Source organism: Haloarchaeobius litoreus (assembly GCF_024495425.1).
Classification (GTDB): Archaea; Halobacteriota; Halobacteria; order Halobacteriales; family Natrialbaceae; genus Haloarchaeobius; species Haloarchaeobius litoreus.
Genome location: NZ_JANHJR010000001.1, coordinates 346,996 through 361,727, shown reverse-complemented (window position 1 = coordinate 361,727; position 14,732 = coordinate 346,996). Strand labels below are relative to the sequence as shown.

Annotated in this window: 14 protein-coding genes; 6 read left to right on the top strand and 8 right to left on the bottom strand. The window is 61.8% G+C overall.

What is annotated here, in order from left to right; translation table 11 throughout:
- Positions 1 to 76: 76 nt before the first annotated feature.
- The 3 genes from NOW55_RS01915 (at position 77) to NOW55_RS01905 (ending at position 4,269) form a co-directional block, all read left to right on the top strand.
- A complete protein-coding gene (locus NOW55_RS01915; protein WP_256398363.1) occupies positions 77 to 1,510 on the top strand; it encodes a flippase in 1,434 nt (477 codons plus the stop codon).
- A 73-nt stretch (positions 1,511 to 1,583) separates the two neighbouring features.
- A complete protein-coding gene (locus NOW55_RS01910; protein WP_256398362.1) occupies positions 1,584 to 2,690 on the top strand; it encodes a glycosyltransferase in 1,107 nt (368 codons plus the stop codon).
- A 64-nt stretch (positions 2,691 to 2,754) separates the two neighbouring features.
- Positions 2,755 to 4,269 (top strand): sulfatase-like hydrolase/transferase, encoded by a 1,515-nt coding sequence (locus tag NOW55_RS01905; protein ID WP_256398361.1) that lies wholly within the window; start codon positions 2,755 to 2,757, stop codon positions 4,267 to 4,269.
- A gap of 18 nt (positions 4,270 to 4,287) precedes the next feature.
- Here NOW55_RS01905 and NOW55_RS01900 read toward each other — a convergent pair whose 3' ends face one another.
- The 3 genes from NOW55_RS01900 to NOW55_RS01890 are packed head-to-tail and all read right to left on the bottom strand — an operon-like array spanning position 4,288 to position 7,075.
- Positions 4,288 to 5,367, bottom strand: coding sequence for a glycosyltransferase family 2 protein (locus NOW55_RS01900; protein WP_256398360.1), 1,080 nt, complete (start codon positions 5,365 to 5,367; stop codon positions 4,288 to 4,290).
- A complete protein-coding gene (locus NOW55_RS01895) occupies positions 5,364 to 6,125 on the bottom strand; it encodes a class I SAM-dependent methyltransferase (RefSeq protein WP_256398359.1) in 762 nt (253 codons plus the stop codon). Before NOW55_RS01895 ends, NOW55_RS01900 begins: the two co-directional genes overlap by 4 nt.
- 41 nt (positions 6,126 to 6,166) lie before the next feature.
- Positions 6,167 to 7,075 (bottom strand): glycosyltransferase family 2 protein, encoded by a 909-nt coding sequence (locus tag NOW55_RS01890; RefSeq protein WP_256398358.1) that lies wholly within the window; start codon positions 7,073 to 7,075, stop codon positions 6,167 to 6,169.
- A 107-nt stretch (positions 7,076 to 7,182) separates the two neighbouring features.
- On the opposite strand from NOW55_RS01890, the gene NOW55_RS01885 reads away from it, so the two are divergent.
- Positions 7,183 to 8,151, top strand: a complete 969-nt coding sequence (locus tag NOW55_RS01885) for a GDP-mannose 4,6-dehydratase (RefSeq protein ID WP_256398357.1) — start codon at positions 7,183 to 7,185, stop codon at positions 8,149 to 8,151.
- Between the two features lie 36 nt (positions 8,152 to 8,187).
- On the opposite strand, the gene NOW55_RS20545 is transcribed toward NOW55_RS01885, so the two are convergent.
- A complete protein-coding gene (locus tag NOW55_RS20545) occupies positions 8,188 to 8,610 on the bottom strand; it encodes a serine O-acetyltransferase (RefSeq protein ID WP_303648629.1) in 423 nt (140 codons plus the stop codon).
- 241 nt (positions 8,611 to 8,851) lie between these two features.
- Here NOW55_RS20545 and NOW55_RS01875 point away from each other — a divergent pair, with 241 nt between their 5' ends.
- A complete protein-coding gene (locus NOW55_RS01875; RefSeq protein ID WP_256398356.1) occupies positions 8,852 to 9,829 on the top strand; it encodes a UDP-glucuronic acid decarboxylase family protein in 978 nt (325 codons plus the stop codon).
- A gap of 36 nt (positions 9,830 to 9,865) precedes the next feature.
- A complete protein-coding gene (locus NOW55_RS01870) occupies positions 9,866 to 10,804 on the top strand; it encodes an NAD-dependent epimerase/dehydratase family protein (RefSeq protein ID WP_256398355.1) in 939 nt (312 codons plus the stop codon).
- Between the two features lie 10 nt (positions 10,805 to 10,814).
- On the opposite strand, the gene NOW55_RS01865 is transcribed toward NOW55_RS01870, so the two are convergent.
- Genes NOW55_RS01865 through NOW55_RS01850 form a run of 4 tightly spaced genes read right to left on the bottom strand, consistent with a single transcriptional unit; the run spans position 10,815 to position 14,707 of the window.
- Positions 10,815 to 12,155, bottom strand: a complete 1,341-nt coding sequence (locus tag NOW55_RS01865; RefSeq protein WP_256398354.1) for a glycosyltransferase family 61 protein — start codon at positions 12,153 to 12,155, stop codon at positions 10,815 to 10,817.
- A 56-nt stretch (positions 12,156 to 12,211) separates the two neighbouring features.
- Positions 12,212 to 12,709 (bottom strand): NUDIX domain-containing protein, encoded by a 498-nt coding sequence (locus tag NOW55_RS01860; protein WP_256398353.1) that lies wholly within the window; start codon positions 12,707 to 12,709, stop codon positions 12,212 to 12,214.
- Positions 12,702 to 13,649, bottom strand: coding sequence for a GDP-L-fucose synthase family protein (locus NOW55_RS01855; RefSeq protein WP_256398352.1), 948 nt, complete (start codon positions 13,647 to 13,649; stop codon positions 12,702 to 12,704). The genes NOW55_RS01860 and NOW55_RS01855 overlap by 8 nt, the downstream gene beginning before the upstream one ends.
- A complete protein-coding gene (locus tag NOW55_RS01850) occupies positions 13,646 to 14,707 on the bottom strand; it encodes a GDP-mannose 4,6-dehydratase (protein ID WP_256398351.1) in 1,062 nt (353 codons plus the stop codon). Before NOW55_RS01850 ends, NOW55_RS01855 begins: the two co-directional genes overlap by 4 nt.
- Positions 14,708 to 14,732 lie beyond the last annotated feature (25 nt).

The following is a 14,732-nucleotide window of genomic DNA, read 5'->3' as shown; positions in this document are numbered from 1 at the left end:
AAACCGATACAGGTTTCAAACCGCGACTGCCAGTGTAGATTAAGCGGCCGCCTCCCCTCCACCGGCCGACCCAACCATGCGAATCGGTCAAACGTCTATCATATACTCAGTTTCACGGTTCGCAGGTTCAGCGCTCGGTTTCGTCGCGACCGTCTACTTCGCGAGAGTGCTCGGCGACGCCGTTCTGGGTCAGTTTGCACTGATTCTCGCACTGGTGATGTGGGTTGGTATCGCCTCGCAGGTCGGGCTCTCGGAATCCATCACGAAACGCATCAGCGAGGGAAGCGAGTCCGAGAAGTACTTCGGAGCGGGGCTGGTGTTCGCCGGGGGCGTCACTGTCGTTGCCACGCTCGTCATCCTACTGTTCGGCGACACCGTCGATTCCTACGTCGGCACGAGCGCGGTTCTGTTCGTCATCCCACTCCTCGCACTCATTACGTTCAAATCCATCCTCAACGCCGCGCTCCACGGCCGGCGTCTGGTCCACCTCGAATCCCTGCTTCAGATCGGCGGACAGGCGGTCAAGAGCGCCGTCCAGATCGCGCTCGTGGCAGTCGGCTGGGGGATCGGTGGGATGGTCACGGGCTATGCGGTGTCGAGTCTGTTGACCGGCATCGTCGCCCTCTGGGTGATAGACATCCGTCCAGCGGCCCCGCGCCGAGAACACTTCGTCTCCCTGTTCAAGTTCGCGAAATACTCGTGGCTCGGAAACTTGAGCCAGCGCTTCTACGGCAATCTCGACGTGACGGTACTCGGTGTGTTCGTCGCCTCTGGGCTGGTCGGTGTCTACTCCGTCGTCTGGTCGATAGTCGTGTTTCTGACCATCTTCGGGAACGGAATCCAGACAACCATCTTCCCCGAGATGAGCAAGCAATCCACGGACGGGAACAGGGAAGCAGTCGTTGGGTTGACCGAGGACGCGCTGATGTACTCGGGGCTGGTCCTCATCCCCGGCTTCGTCGGTGCCATCATCGTCGGTGACAGGGTGCTCCGTATCTACGGGCCGACGTTCACGAGGGGGACGGAGGTGTTCGCCATCCTCGTGATGGCGGCCATTATCTGGACGTTCAACAAACAACTCGTGAACGCCTTCAACGCGATAGACAGACCCGATATCGCGTTCCGGTCAAACAGCGTGTTCGTCGTCGCCAACACGATCCTGAACGTGGTACTCATCTACCAGTTCGACATCGTCGGTGCGGCGGTCGCGACGATGCTCTCGTCAGGAATTGCCCTCCTGATGTCGGCCCGCTACGCACGGTCGTGGTTCGATATCGACCCACCTCTCGGGGAGATTGCCAGACAGTGTCTTTCGGCGCTCTTGATGGGTGGCGTGGTGCTGGGTGCACGGACGGTGCTCTCCAGCTACTTCAGCGGTTACAATCTGGTGTTCGTGGTTGTGCTCGTCAGTATCGGTGCTGGCGTCTACTTCGCCGTCCTTACCGCTATCTCGCGGGACTTCAGGACGACGCTCTCGCGAAACCTCCCGAGCAACACGATTACCGGCTAGCCCGACCGTCGAGTGCTCCGCGAGAAATGATAGGTACGCTTATACTCGCGCTTCGGCGAGATAGGGGCAGTTGATGAGTGTAGACGACAGGACTGTCATCCTTCTCGGGGACTACGACTACGAGTACTTCAGAGAGGTCTCGCTGCGTGAGGGACTCGAATCGCAGGGTGTCACGGTGAAGGAGTGCCGGTACCGCGACGAACCGCTGTTCATCGGCGTCCGGAAACTGCTGTTGCTCCCATTCTTCTACGGCGTCGTGCTCCGGCGACTGTGGCAGCTCTCCCGGGAGGGCGATATCGACGCCATCCTCGTCACGAAGTTCAATGTTCTCATGCTTCCGGCGGCGGCGCTGGCTGCGTGGTGGCTGGACGCCATCCTGATCTACGACCTATTCGTTTCGCTCTACCGGACCGGCGAGATGCGCGGCTACGCCTCGTGGAAGGTGAAGGTGGTCCACTGGATCGAACGAATTACGCTTCGGTTACCAGCGTACCACCTTACCGAGACGGCCGAGTTCGCCCGGCTCTACACCGATTTGTACTCGCTTCCACGCGAGCGAATCGTCGGCCTACCGCTCGGCGCCGACGACACTTGGTTCCACCCACGGGAAGACTCCCCGTTCGACTCGTTCACCGTCGTCTACTGGGGGAACTTCCTCCCACACCACGGGCTCGACACAGTCGTTGGCGCTATCGATCGACTTCGAGACGAGGACGTCGACTTTGTCTTCCTCGGCGAGGGGCCGAAGCTCGACTGCATCCGGGAGCGAATCGACGGACTAGACGTGTCGAATGTCGAGTTCCGAGGCCGTGTCCCCTGGGAGGAGCTCTCGGAGGCGGCCGCTGGAGGCGACGTTGCACTCGGCATCTTCGCGGACGACCCGCGCTCGCGGGCCAGTATCACGAACAAGGTGAGCGAAGGTGTCGCCGCCGGAACCGCCGTCGTCACGATGCGCTCGCCAGCCATCGAGGAGTGGTTCACCGACGGCGAGGACATCGTCCTCGTTCCACCGGAGGACCCGGACGCGCTCGCCGACGCCATCCGTGATCTCCGGGACGATCCCGAAACTTGCGACCGAATCGCCAGACAGGGCCGGGAGCGCTACGAGTCGGTGTTCTCAATAGAGCACATCGGCGAACTACTCGTCGAGCAGGTGCCGCTGTCCCGGGGCGAATCGTGACTCCACGTGGGGGCGTGGTGGTGTAGAAAGTACCTTTCTTATATCCATGGATTCTCCATCTGGTATGGCACCGAACGTTCTGTATCTCGTCCTCGACTGTCTCAGAGGGGATGCGGTAACTCCCGAGACCGCGCCAAATCTGACGAAGCTGGCCGAGGAGAACTGTTCGTTCGAGGACTGCATCGCTCCGGCGGACTGGTCTCTCCCGTCGCATGCATCGATATTCACGGGCGAATGGGCCCACGAACACCACTGCTATTGGCGGGAACAGAAGATAAGTTCGCTTCCACTGGTCGAGTCGTTCAACCGGAACGGCTTCGATACGGTCGGTCTCACGTCGAACATCTACTTCTCCATGAGTCAGGGCTTTGGGAACAGCTTCGACGAGTTCTACGAGACACGACGGCCGCTCAATCCGAACGGACTGAACCCGTTCTCGGCGGTCCGTCGACATGAGCCGCTGGACGGTCCCGACATACGTACCTATCTCACCGTCTTCGGAAAAGCACTTCAGCACGACAATCCGCTCGCAAGTGTCGAGAACTACGTCAGAGCGATCGGCATCGAACTGAACGACAGGTACGCACTCCGCGACCGGATTCCAGGCCTCTCGACAGACAAATACGGCTACCTAACCGCGGCCTCCGAGCGCACCGAGCAACGTCTTGTCGACGTGTTTGAGCGCCACAGCGACGGTGAAAACCCGTTCTTCGCGTTTGCGAATCTGATGGACGCTCACTTCCCGTACGAACCGCCAGAAGACCACCTGCGGACGGTCACCGACGGCCAGTACGGACGGGAGGACATCACCGATATCGAACCGGACCTCTCGAACCCGAGGGTGTTTCTAGACCGCTACTTCGCTGACGATGTCAACGAGGACGACCTCGAACTCGTCCGTGCCGCCTACCGCGGAGAGGTCCACAGCGTCGACGAATTGGTCGGGCGGTTGCTCGCCTCGCTGGAGCGCGCCGGACTTCGGGACGAAACGTTGGTCGTCGTGACTGCGGACCACGGCGAGGCGCTCGGTGAGGAGGACATCCGTGGCGAACGGTCGATGGGGCATATAAACTCCGTCAACGAGCATCACATGCGAGTCCCGCTCATCGTCGCGAACCCCGACATAGAACCTGAAACCGTCGAACAGCGCGTGCCGCTCACCGCACTTTCAAACCAGCTGTTGACCGGCCCTGCGTCGTTCGTCGACGGTTCGCTTGAATCGATCGGCAATGCACTGACGACTGACGGGCCCACCCTGTTCGAGCTCCCGGCGAACCCCTTTCACCGGGATTCGTTCGACCGGTACGACCACATTCCCGACTGGTTCGTCACTCGGCAGTCGATGACGCACTCCGTCGTCGGCTTCGACGACCCCTGGACCGTCATCGCTTACTCGAACGGTGACATGGACGTGTGGAACGACGACGATGCACGGTCCCGCGCTGACGCACCCGAGCACCTCGTCGAGACATGCGAAGACGCGGTCCAGTCTTTCCCCGACGAGGACAGCAAAGACTCCGGCAGTGAAGGCCTCTCCGCGAGTCGGCAGCAACAGCTCGAAGACCTCGGCTACCTGTAAACTGTCACCGACGGTCGACTACCGGTTGCGAATCGCGGCGAGTCGGCGGACGAGAGCTGGTGGGACGAACCGTTTAACCGCCGCTTCGGCCGTCAACAGTGCCAGCGTTGCGACGTTGTAGCTGGTCTGGTCGCTCCGTTCGAACAGGACAGCAATCGCTCGTCTCGCCTCGCCGAAACTCCCGCTGACGAGTTTCGTTGCTGCCAGCCGCGCGATGACGCGGGCGAAGTAACGTTGGAGGCGGCGGTCAGCTTCCTCCCGCCCGAACCAGTCGACGTACGTCGGCCGCCACTTCTCGACGAACTGTGCGACGCCCTCGATGCGCTCGTCGGTGTTCGTCATCATGCTGTCGGCGAACGTGTCGTAGGACACGACCAGGGGCTCTGCGACGGTCACCGCGCTGTAACCGCCCACGGCAAGCGAGAGCCAAATGTCGTGGTCGACCGACGAGACGAGTTCCTCGTCGTAGCCGTCGACGGCGAGCAGGGCACGCTTCGAGAACAAGCAGGCGGACTGGAGCGTCGACGGCCCGTCACGGGCGATGGCCTCACGGAGGTTCCCACTATTCTCGGGGGGAATCACGGAGGTGACCCGCCCGTCCTCCCGCGCCTCGACTGCACAGTAGACGACACCGAGATTCTCGCGTTCCCCGTCGGAGAGCGACCTAAGTGCCGACACCTGTCGTTCGATGCGCTCCGGCTTCCAGCTGTCGTCGTCGTCGAGGAAAGCCACGTAGTCGCCCGAGGCGAGCGCGATGGCGGTGTTCCGTGCTCCGGCGAGCCCCTGATTCGTCGCATGTCGAACGTACCGGACCGAGTAATGGCCCTGCTCGGTGAGCCACACCTCAATACCGCTTTCAGTTCCGTCCTCGACAACGATGAACTCGACCGGTTCGTACGTCTGGGCGAGCACGCTCTCTATGGCTCGCGTCGCCTCCTCGAACCGGTCGTACGTCGTGACGACAGCGGTAACCAGCGGGGTTTCGGCCGTCGGATCGGTGTCGTCGAGCCGTCCGTCTCCGGTGTCGACGGCGAGGTCGTGCCTGCTCCAGCCGTGTCCGGCGTCGCCCTCGTCGGTCGCTCCCGATTCCCGCGTCATCTCTCACAGACCGCAGCGATTCGACGGCAGTTCGCCTCGCTATCGGCGTACATGTACCGGCGCTCGTACAACCCCCAGAGCCTGTTCAGCACCAGTGGCGAGTTGACGACGAACTGGTTCCCCCGGCCACCGACGGCCAGTTCCAGCGCGGTGAACACCTTCGACTGCCGGTCGAACGGGACGAACTCGACGCGGTCGAACTGTGGGTCGAGAAGGTCGACGAGTTTGTCCGAGTCGAAGTGCTGGTAGTGCTTTTCCGAGACCGACTTGTTCACGTGTGGGACCGTCAGGACGAGCTTGCCGTCGTCGGCTAGCGTCCCGGCGATGGCCTCGACGAACGCCGCGCAGTCCTCAGGTGGAATGTGTTCGAGCACCTCGATGCAGGTGGCGACATCGAACGCCCGGTCCAGATCCTCCTCGAGGATATTCCGGGCCTCGTAGGTAAGATGTGGGTTCATTCCGTTCGCCATTGCGATGGAACGTTCAGAGTAGTCGACGCCCAGTGAATCGACATCGGGTTGAGCTACGTGTAGTTCCCGCAGGAACCGACCGTCACCGCACCCGACGTCGACGAGGGAATCGAACGTCCAGTCCGAGAGTTGGTCGAGGACGACTCGCATCCCGCCTAGATAGTGGATGCCCCACGACCAGTACTGCGTCTGACTGTAGTTCCCATCCTCGACTCGCGGCAGGTAGTGGTAGGGGTACTCGTACTGTTGCTCCTGTATCTGCTGTTCTTCGTCGAAGTCGTCGGTCATCGGTACTCACTGAACCTCGTGCCGGTTACCTGCCTCTCGATTCATGATGATTGCGATGGGAGATATCGCTTGAGTGCGTGGAAGACAGCGACGCCCACGTAGTAGTACACTGTCGTACAGGTCGGTGCAAGTCTGAAGGCCCGGTCGAACTCGGCTATTCCATCCCACCACTCACCTAGCTGGGTTCGACGCCAGCCAATCTTCGCCCGTACGATAGCCTCCTGTCTCGGGTACTCCCTGAATGCGGGGCCGTACTTTTGGAACTTCGTTCGCTGTCCCTCTATCGCAGCCCGGATACTGTCCTCGTCCTCGCCGGTGATGCGTCGAGAACCGTGACCGACGTTGTACACCGTCAGCACCTCCGGGACGACATCGACGTGGTACTCCTTACACGCCCGCCTGACGAAGTCACCGTCAACCCCCCGACGGATGTCCTCGTCGAAGCCGCCGACCGCGTCGAAGACCTCCGCCTTGACCAGCCACGTCGAACCGTTGCCGAGCGGCTGTCGACCAAGCGTCCGTGGGTAGATGTCGCCACGGAAGGTGGGATGATACTCCGCGATGACCTCGTCGCCCTCGTAGTAGTCCATCCAGCAGTAGACGAGTCCAACTCGGCTGGACGCCTCCTCGAACCGCTCGACCTGCCGTTCGAGTTTGGTCTCGACCCACTCGTCGTCGTCGTCGAGGAATGCGATGTACTCTCCGTTCGCCAGTTCGATGCCGGTATTCCGGGCCGCTGAGAGATGTCTGTTCGTCTCGTGGCGGACGTAGGTCAGCCGTTCGTCGTCGTACGACCCGACGACCGCTTCCGTGTCGTCGGTCGACGCGTCGTCGACGACGAACAGCTCGAAGTTCGAGTAGGTCTGTGCGAGCACGCTCTCGATGGCGTCGCCGACCAGTTCGCACCGGTTGTAGGTGGTGATGACGACGCTGACGGACGGCTCGCTCATCTACCGCTACCTATCCGAGAGTGGCGTCATAGGAGTTACGGAGTGCCCCTCACTGACCGAAACGCGATAACTACTTGTGAGACGGCGGGCAGAAACAGGGTAACAGCATGAAGATACTGGTCACTGGTGGTGCCGGGTTCATCGGCGGCCACCTCGCCGAGGAGTTCGTCCTCGACGGACACGATGTCGTCGCGCTCGACTCTCTGTTTGACAACTACTCATTGAGCATCAAAGAGCAGAACGTAGCGGCGGCCGAAGCGGCCGACGGGACGTACGAGTTCGTCGAAGGCGACATCCGAGACGAGGATATAATCGAACGGTACGTCGACTGGGCGGACATGGTCTACCACCAGGCCGCCCGTGTCGGCGTCCGTGACAGCGTCGAAAAGCCCCAGTCGTACAACGACGTCAATGTTTGCGGAACGCTCAACGTTCTCGAAGCAGCCCGGCAGACGGACATCGAACGCCTCGTCGTCGCCAGCTCGTCCTCGGTGTATGGGAAACCGGAGTACCTCCCCTACGACGAGGACCATCCGACGACGCCAGTCAGCCCGTACGGTGTCTCCAAACTGGCGTCCGAGCAGTACGTCCGGATGTACAACGACGTATACGATCTTCCCACGGTCGCACTCCGGTACTTCACCGTCTACGGCCCCCGGATGCGCCCGAACATGGCCATCAGCAACTTCGTTTCCCGCTGTTTCAACGGTCAGCCACCGGTCATCTACGGGGACGGGACGCAGACACGCGATTTCACCTTCGTCGACGACATCCTTACCGCGAACCGTTCACTGCTCGAAACCGACGCCGCCAACGGAGAGGTCATGAACATCGGAAGCACGGACAATATCAGCATCAAGGCGCTCGCCGAGGAGGTTCGCGATCAGCTCGCGCCCGGTGTCGAACTCGAGTACGACGAGCGCTTCGCTGCGGACGCCGAGCACACGCATGCGAGCATCGAGAAAGCCAACGAGATCATCGGGTATGAGCCGACGACGACCATCCGCGAAGGCGTCGGTGAGTTCATCGACTGGTATGAGGCGAATCGTGACTGGTACGAACCCCTGATCCGCTGACCCCGTCGGAATCGTTTTCTCAACTGCGTCCGCCGACTACGGTTCCTTTACGACATGGGCAGGAGCACCGACGACTGTTGCGCCCGCTGGCACGTCCGAGAGAACGACTGAGTTGGCACCGATGACGGCACCATCGCCGATGTCGATGTCCCCCACAACGACCGCACCGCTGTGTATCGTAACGTCGTCGCCGATTCGGGGGGCGATACCGTCTCCGTTCCCACCGATTGTCACGTTCTGCAATATGCTTACGTTCTCTCCGATGGGACTGTCGCTCGAAATGACGACTCCGACGGGATGCGGGAACGAGGTCGACAGCGGGAGTCGTTGTGAGCAGAAGGAGCTGAACAGAAACCGTACGTCCTGGGCCACGATGGAGTTGTATGTCCCGTAGAATAGCCAGCGGATGGTGTTCAACAAGAACTGCACCGGATATGTAATAATTCTGTCAATCATCATAATCTCTGTTGCTGTAGCAGCATACGTTTGAAACGTCCACACTTTATCCTGATACCATTCTACAGGAGGGTTTCTATTTATTACTTCCTGCTACCCGGCTCCAGGAGTCGGTCGCCGTGCGAACGGAGGGGGGACGGCTGTCGCGGAAGACGGGGCTGAAGTCGTCCCGTCGGGAGCAACAGTCGTTGCCCCGCGTAAGTAACCGCCAACTCCATTAGTCTCGGCCGAGGAGACGTAGGTGATGGCTACGAAAAAGGTTCTTGTCGCAGGGGGTGCAGGCTTTCTCGGAAGCCACCTCTGTCGCTCCCTCCTCGACGATGGGATGGAAGTAGTCTGTGTCGACAATCTAGGGAGCGGTCGTCAGGAGAACGTGGCGGACATTCAGGACCACGCCAACTTCCGGTTTCTCGAGGATGATATCAGGAAGTCGTCTAATTTGCCGATCGTCGACGAAATATACCACCTCGCCTCCCGGGCATCCCCTGCCGATTTCACCGAGTTCCCGGTCAGAATCGCCCTGACGAACACCGAAGGTACCCGCCACCTGTTGGAACACGCCGTCGACTGTGACGCACGGATTCTGTACGCCAGCACCAGCGAGGTCTACGGCGACCCCGAGGTGCATCCCCAGCCAGAGTCTTACAACGGGAACGTGAACATCCGGGGCGAACGCGGCTGTTACGACGAGTCGAAGCGTTTCGGCGAGACGCTGACCGTCGCTTTCGAAAAGCGCTACGACCTCGACGTGCGGACTGCACGAATCTTCAACACGTACGGGCCACGGATGCGTCCCAACGATGGCCGGGTCATCCCGACGTTCATCACACAGGCGATTCAGGGCGAGGACCTCACGATATATGGCGACGGTTCTCAGACCCGGAGTTTCTGCTACGTCCAAGACATGATTGCCGGGCTCCGGTCGCTGATGGAGACCGATGGACTGCAGGGGGAGGCCGTGAACATCGGAATCGAGAACGAGGTGACGATAGGGGCGTTGGCGGAGATGGTCCTCAAGGAATGCGACACCGAGAGCGAAATCGTCTACCAACCACTTCCGCAGGACGACCCCCAGCGCCGCCGTCCGGACATCTCGAAAGCCCGCCGACTCCTGGACTGGGAGCCCGAAGTGTCGCTCGAGACTGGGCTCAGACGGACGTTCGAACACTTTCGGTCTCACGAGCACGGCATCGTCAATCAGGACCCATCGACGCGGCCGTAGAAACGCTTATTCGGTCCCCCTGAAACTCTCCACCTGATGACCGAGTCACCGTCGGTACTCGTGACCGGGAGCAGTGGCGTCGTCGGAACAGCACTGGTCCAGCGGTTGCTCGAGGACGGCACCGATGTTCGAGGAATCGACAGACACCCGAACCCGTGGTCGGATGCGGTGCAGGACGTCACGAGTGAGGTCGACTTGCTCGCGAGCGATGCCCGAGAGCGGCTCCCTGCGGACGTCGACACTGTGGTCCACCTCGCGGCACACTCCCGGGTCCGAGATTCTGTCACGAATCCTCTGGAGGCGACGGAGAACATGGAGATGCTCTCGACCGTCCTGGAGTACGCCCGGGAGACCGAGAGCGACTTCTTGTTCACGAGTAGCCGCGAGGTGTACGGCTATCAGGGACAGACCATCTACCACGAGTCGGACGCCGGACTCCGGGACGTTAAGAACCCGTACGGTGCCAGCAAAGCGGGCGGTGAAGCCCTCGTGGAGGCCTACAGGGAGTGCTACGGCATCCGTTCCTGCACACTCAGACTCTCGAACGTGTATGGGCGGTTCGACAGCTACAACCGTGTGATTCCGCTGTTCATCGCACAGGCCGCCCGTGGGCAAGACCTCACTGTCTACGGTGACAACAAGCTGCTCGATTTCCTCTATATCGACGACTGTGTCGACGCACTCGTTTGGAGCATCGACCGGATGAGCTCTGTTCACGGCGAGGTTGTGAACGTCGGGTCGGGCGAGGGTTACTCCCTGCTACAGCTCGCGGAGCTGGTTGTGGAGGCCTTCGACGCAGACATCGACGTCACGGTCGATTCGAACCGTCCGGGCGAGGTCGATCGATACGTCGCGGACCTTCAGCGGAGCCGTCAGTTGCTCGGGTTTAAACCGGACTGGTCGCTCGAGGACGGCCTAGACGAGACAGTAGAGTGGTACACCGAACGACCGGCGTTACTTGAGGAAATACTGTAGCGTCGCCGCCTCAGCCGAGGAGCTCCCTGAGAACCGCTTCCACCCCCTCGGTATCCGTCCGGACGTCTGGTCCGACCGGCTCGCCGGGAACACAGCCGTAGTCGTGCCCCAGTAGCTCGGCGTAGTAGTACTCCGTCGCCGGTGAGGTGACGGTCTGTTTCTTCCCCATCAGTTCGACCACGACCGCGTCCTCGGCGAACATCTGGTTCATGAGTCCAGAGCCGTGGGGAGCAACGATGGCCTCGGCGTTCGAGAATAGCGTCACCTGTTCGGCGAAGCTGAGTTCTTCCGGGCGATAGGCCGAGAATCCCCAGTTGGAGAGCACCTCCATCACCTGTTCCTGGTTCACGACTCGCCGCTTCAGTGCGTTCTCCCGGGAGATGTACACCCTCGGGCTATGCTCACAGGTGAACACCGGCTCGACATTGGTGAGGATGCGGTTACGGAGCCAGCGGATACCGGTTGGGGAATAGACGCGGCGCCGATCGTGGACCTCTGCGTCGGCCATCGCCTCGTGACGGACAGACGGCACGACGAGCCGGTCCACCCCCACCCGCCCCCCGGGATACTCGATCCAGCTGTCCTCTGGGTAGCCAACCGCCCTGAGCGCGTCACGCATCCAGCCGCTCGCATCCTTCGGGATGAGCAGCGTCGGATTCTCGCCGGTCTTCGCGCGGTAGTGCTCCAGTCCCTCAAGCCGGGTGAGGTAGTCCTGGAACCAGTGTGTGTAGTTGTTCGTCCACGGGCCCACGAGCGAGACGGCGGTCTCCACCCGCGCACTTGGTCGCAGCCACCGAGACTGCGTCGGCCACACGCCGCGCTGGAGCGAGCGCAGACCGCTAACCGTCAGACGCTTCTCGTACTGGAGCGAGTTCTCGAACACGTAGCCGCCGTGAGTCACGGCGAGCGCGTCGGGCCCGACGAGGTCTACGTCCGGAACCTCACAGACGAACGGAGCGTCGAGTTGCATCCCGCTCGCAAACCGCTCCTGCATCTGCAAACGAGCGTCCTCGGGGTAGCCGTTCGGGGTGGTCGGGAGCGAGAGCGTACAGTGCTCCTCGTCATCGTAGTAGGCGAAGAACGTGTCCTCTTCGGCGCAGATCTTGGAGAGATCTCCTTCGTGGAGCGCCCGCCGCTCGAAGTACGGGCGGGCTTTCGGCTGTATCTGCTGTTCGGTGACGATGTCGATGCCGTCGAAGAGGAACCGACGAAGACCGCGTTGGCGGAGTGCACGCGACGCGTGAGGCGGGAGGAGTGGCACGTTGTGCTTTAACACGAATTTCCCGTACTTAATCTGAATGATTCCCGGGCTGCTAACCCTGAATCGCGAATCGAGGGCCGGGTGCGGCACCGAACCAGTCCGTCATCGATTCCGTTCTCGACCCTGTGCCGTCCGGCGCGTCCGACTCACTCGTTATCACTGATGAGCTGAACGGTCGTCGCGTCGTGCAGGTACGCTGCGGTGTACTCGTGAAGGTCAGCCGGTATGTCACCGGGCGCAAACGCACGGACATCGCCGTGCTGGTCGTCCAGCGTCATCTCGTCGATACCCGCGTCGGTCTCGACGACGAAGCCGTTCGCGAGGTAGTGCTTCCCGCCGACACCGTCGAGTTCCGCCTCGTGGTACAGGTGTTCGTACGCTCCGAGTTTCTCGACGACCTCGACGTCGACGCCGAGCTCCTCGCTAGCGACTCGACGGGCGGCGTCGACGAGTCGTTCGTGCTTGTGGACGCGGCCGCCGGGGACGAACCACTCGCCCTTCGCCGGCTCGTTCGTCCGCTCCCCGAGGACGATGCCGTCGGCGGATCGGACGACGAGGTCGATGGAGACGATGGGGACGTTCCGGACGACCGTCTCCCACTCGTCGTTCGGAATGCGGTCGTGTCTCGGCGTGAACTCAGACATACTCGGACTCGTTCTCGAACCACTCGACGGTGTGCTCCAGCCCGGTCTCGAAGTCGGTGGTCGCCTCCCAGCCGAAGTACTCTTTCGCACGCGAGGTGTCGAGACAGCGACGCATCTGACCGTCCGGTTTCGACGTATCCCACTCCACGTCGCCCTCGAAGTCGGTCACGTCGGCGATGGTCTCGATCAGCTCACGGATGCTGATCTCCATGCCGCTGCCGAGGTTGACCGGCTCGCTCCGGTCGTACTCCTCGGTCGCGTCGAGGATACCCTCGGCGGCGTCTTCGACGTAGAGGAACTCCCGGGTCGGCTCGCCGGTCCCCCACGCGGTGATGCTGTCGTCGCCCCGTTCGCGTGCCTCCACGCACTTCCGGACGATGGCCGGGATGACGTGTGAACTCTCCAGATCGAAGTCGTCGCGCGGGCCGTAGAGGTTCACCGGCATCAGGTAGATGCTGTCGAAGTCGTACTGCTTCCGGTAGGCCTTCGACTGCGTGAGCAGGGCCTTCTTCGCGATGCCGTACGGGGCGTTCGTCGGCTCGGGGTAACCCTCGAACAGGTCGTCCTCCGAGAAGGGGACCGGCGTCTCCTCCGGGTACGCACAGATGGTGCCCAGGATGGTGAACTTCTCGACGCCGAACTGGCGGGCCTGCTCGATGAGTTCGATCCCCATCACTGCGTTGTCGTAGAAATACCGGCCGGGGTTCTCCCGGTTCGCACCGATACCGCCAACCGTGGCTGCGAGGTGGATGACGACATCCGGGTCAGAGTCGTCGAGTACACGTCGGATATCCTCCCGATTCCGGAGGTCGTACTCGTTGCTCCGTGGGACGAACACGTCGACGGTGTCCGAACGCGACTCGAGGTCGTCGACGAGGTGGCTCCCGAGGAAACCTGCGCCCCCGGTGACCATCACCGTCTTTCCGTCCCAGTAGCTCATCGCCAGTCCACCCGGCCGATCCACCGGTGCTCGTGCTCTGCGTACCACTCGATGGTGCGGCGGATACCCTCCTCCCAGCCGACCTCGGGCTCCCAGCCGGTCTCCTTCGTCAGCTTCTCGTGGCCGACGAGAAGCTCCTCGACGTCGCTGTCCCCCGGCCGGTAGCGGTCCTCGTCCTGCACGATTTCGGGATCGCCCCAGTAGCCCTCCTCGGTGCCGACGCGGAGGATGGTGTCCGTCCACTCCTGCATCGAGATGTTCTCGCCGTAGCCGTAGACGTACTGCTCGCCGGGGTTCCCACCGAGTGCGACGTGCAGGTGGCCGCGGACGCCGTCCTCGACGTAGCACATGTCCCGCTTCGGCGTGAGGTTGCCGAGTTCGACGTGGTCCCGCTTCAGCGCCTGCGAGATGATGGTACCCGTGATGTAGCGCGGGTTCTGCCGCGGCCCGTAGTTGTTGAACATCCGCGTCGTGACGGTGGGCACGTCGTAGGCGTCGTAGTAGTTCATCGTCAGGAAGTCCGCCGCCAGCTTCGACGTGGCGTAGATGCTCGTCGGGTTGACGGGCGAGCGCTCCGAGAGCAGGACGCGACCGTCGTCGACGAAGTCGTGGTGGTCACGCACCTCGTCCCTGACGTTGCCGTACTCCTCGGAGGTGCCGGCGGTGTCGAACTTCGCGATGTCGAGGTCGAGGTCGACCACGGACTGGAGGAGGTTGAGCGTCCCGACGACGTTCGAGTCGACTGTCTCGTACGGGCGCTCCCAGGATTCGCCGACGTGGGCCTGCGCAGCGAGGTGGAAGATGAGCGAGTCGGAGTGGCCCTCGAGGGCGGAGAGGGCACGTTCGACCGAGTGCTTGTCGCGGAGGTCACCCCGGTGGACGGTGACGTTCTCCGAGTGGTGACGGATGTTGTTGAGTTCGCCACTCGACGTCGCACGGACGAAGACGTGGACGTTGGCGTCGTACTCGACGAGTGTGTCGACCAGATGACTTCCGACGAACCCGTCCGCGCCGGTGACGAACACCGTGCGTTCGGCGAGTTTCGAGGATAAATCCATTGTCAACCTCTCGATGGCCATCCCA

Coding starts and splice junctions, on each gene's coding strand:
- NOW55_RS01915 (WP_256398363.1), top strand. CDS start 77: ATGCGAATCGGTCAAACGTCTATCATATACTCAGTTTCACGGTTCGCA.
- NOW55_RS01910 (WP_256398362.1), top strand. CDS start 1,584: ATGAGTGTAGACGACAGGACTGTCATCCTTCTCGGGGACTACGACTAC.
- NOW55_RS01855 (WP_256398352.1), bottom strand. CDS start 13,649: ATGAGCTACTGGGACGGAAAGACGGTGATGGTCACCGGGGGCGCAGGT.
- NOW55_RS01905 (WP_256398361.1), top strand. CDS start 2,755: ATGGCACCGAACGTTCTGTATCTCGTCCTCGACTGTCTCAGAGGGGAT.
- NOW55_RS01890 (WP_256398358.1), bottom strand. CDS start 7,075: ATGAGCGAGCCGTCCGTCAGCGTCGTCATCACCACCTACAACCGGTGC.
- NOW55_RS01875 (WP_256398356.1), top strand. CDS start 8,852: ATGGCTACGAAAAAGGTTCTTGTCGCAGGGGGTGCAGGCTTTCTCGGA.
- NOW55_RS01900 (WP_256398360.1), bottom strand. CDS start 5,367: ATGACGCGGGAATCGGGAGCGACCGACGAGGGCGACGCCGGACACGGC.
- NOW55_RS20545 (WP_303648629.1), bottom strand. CDS start 8,610: ATGATGATTGACAGAATTATTACATATCCGGTGCAGTTCTTGTTGAAC.
- NOW55_RS01870 (WP_256398355.1), top strand. CDS start 9,866: ATGACCGAGTCACCGTCGGTACTCGTGACCGGGAGCAGTGGCGTCGTC.
- NOW55_RS01860 (WP_256398353.1), bottom strand. CDS start 12,709: ATGTCTGAGTTCACGCCGAGACACGACCGCATTCCGAACGACGAGTGG.
- NOW55_RS01895 (WP_256398359.1), bottom strand. CDS start 6,125: ATGACCGACGACTTCGACGAAGAACAGCAGATACAGGAGCAACAGTAC.
- NOW55_RS01850 (WP_256398351.1), bottom strand. CDS start 14,707: ATGGATTTATCCTCGAAACTCGCCGAACGCACGGTGTTCGTCACCGGC.
- NOW55_RS01885 (WP_256398357.1), top strand. CDS start 7,183: ATGAAGATACTGGTCACTGGTGGTGCCGGGTTCATCGGCGGCCACCTC.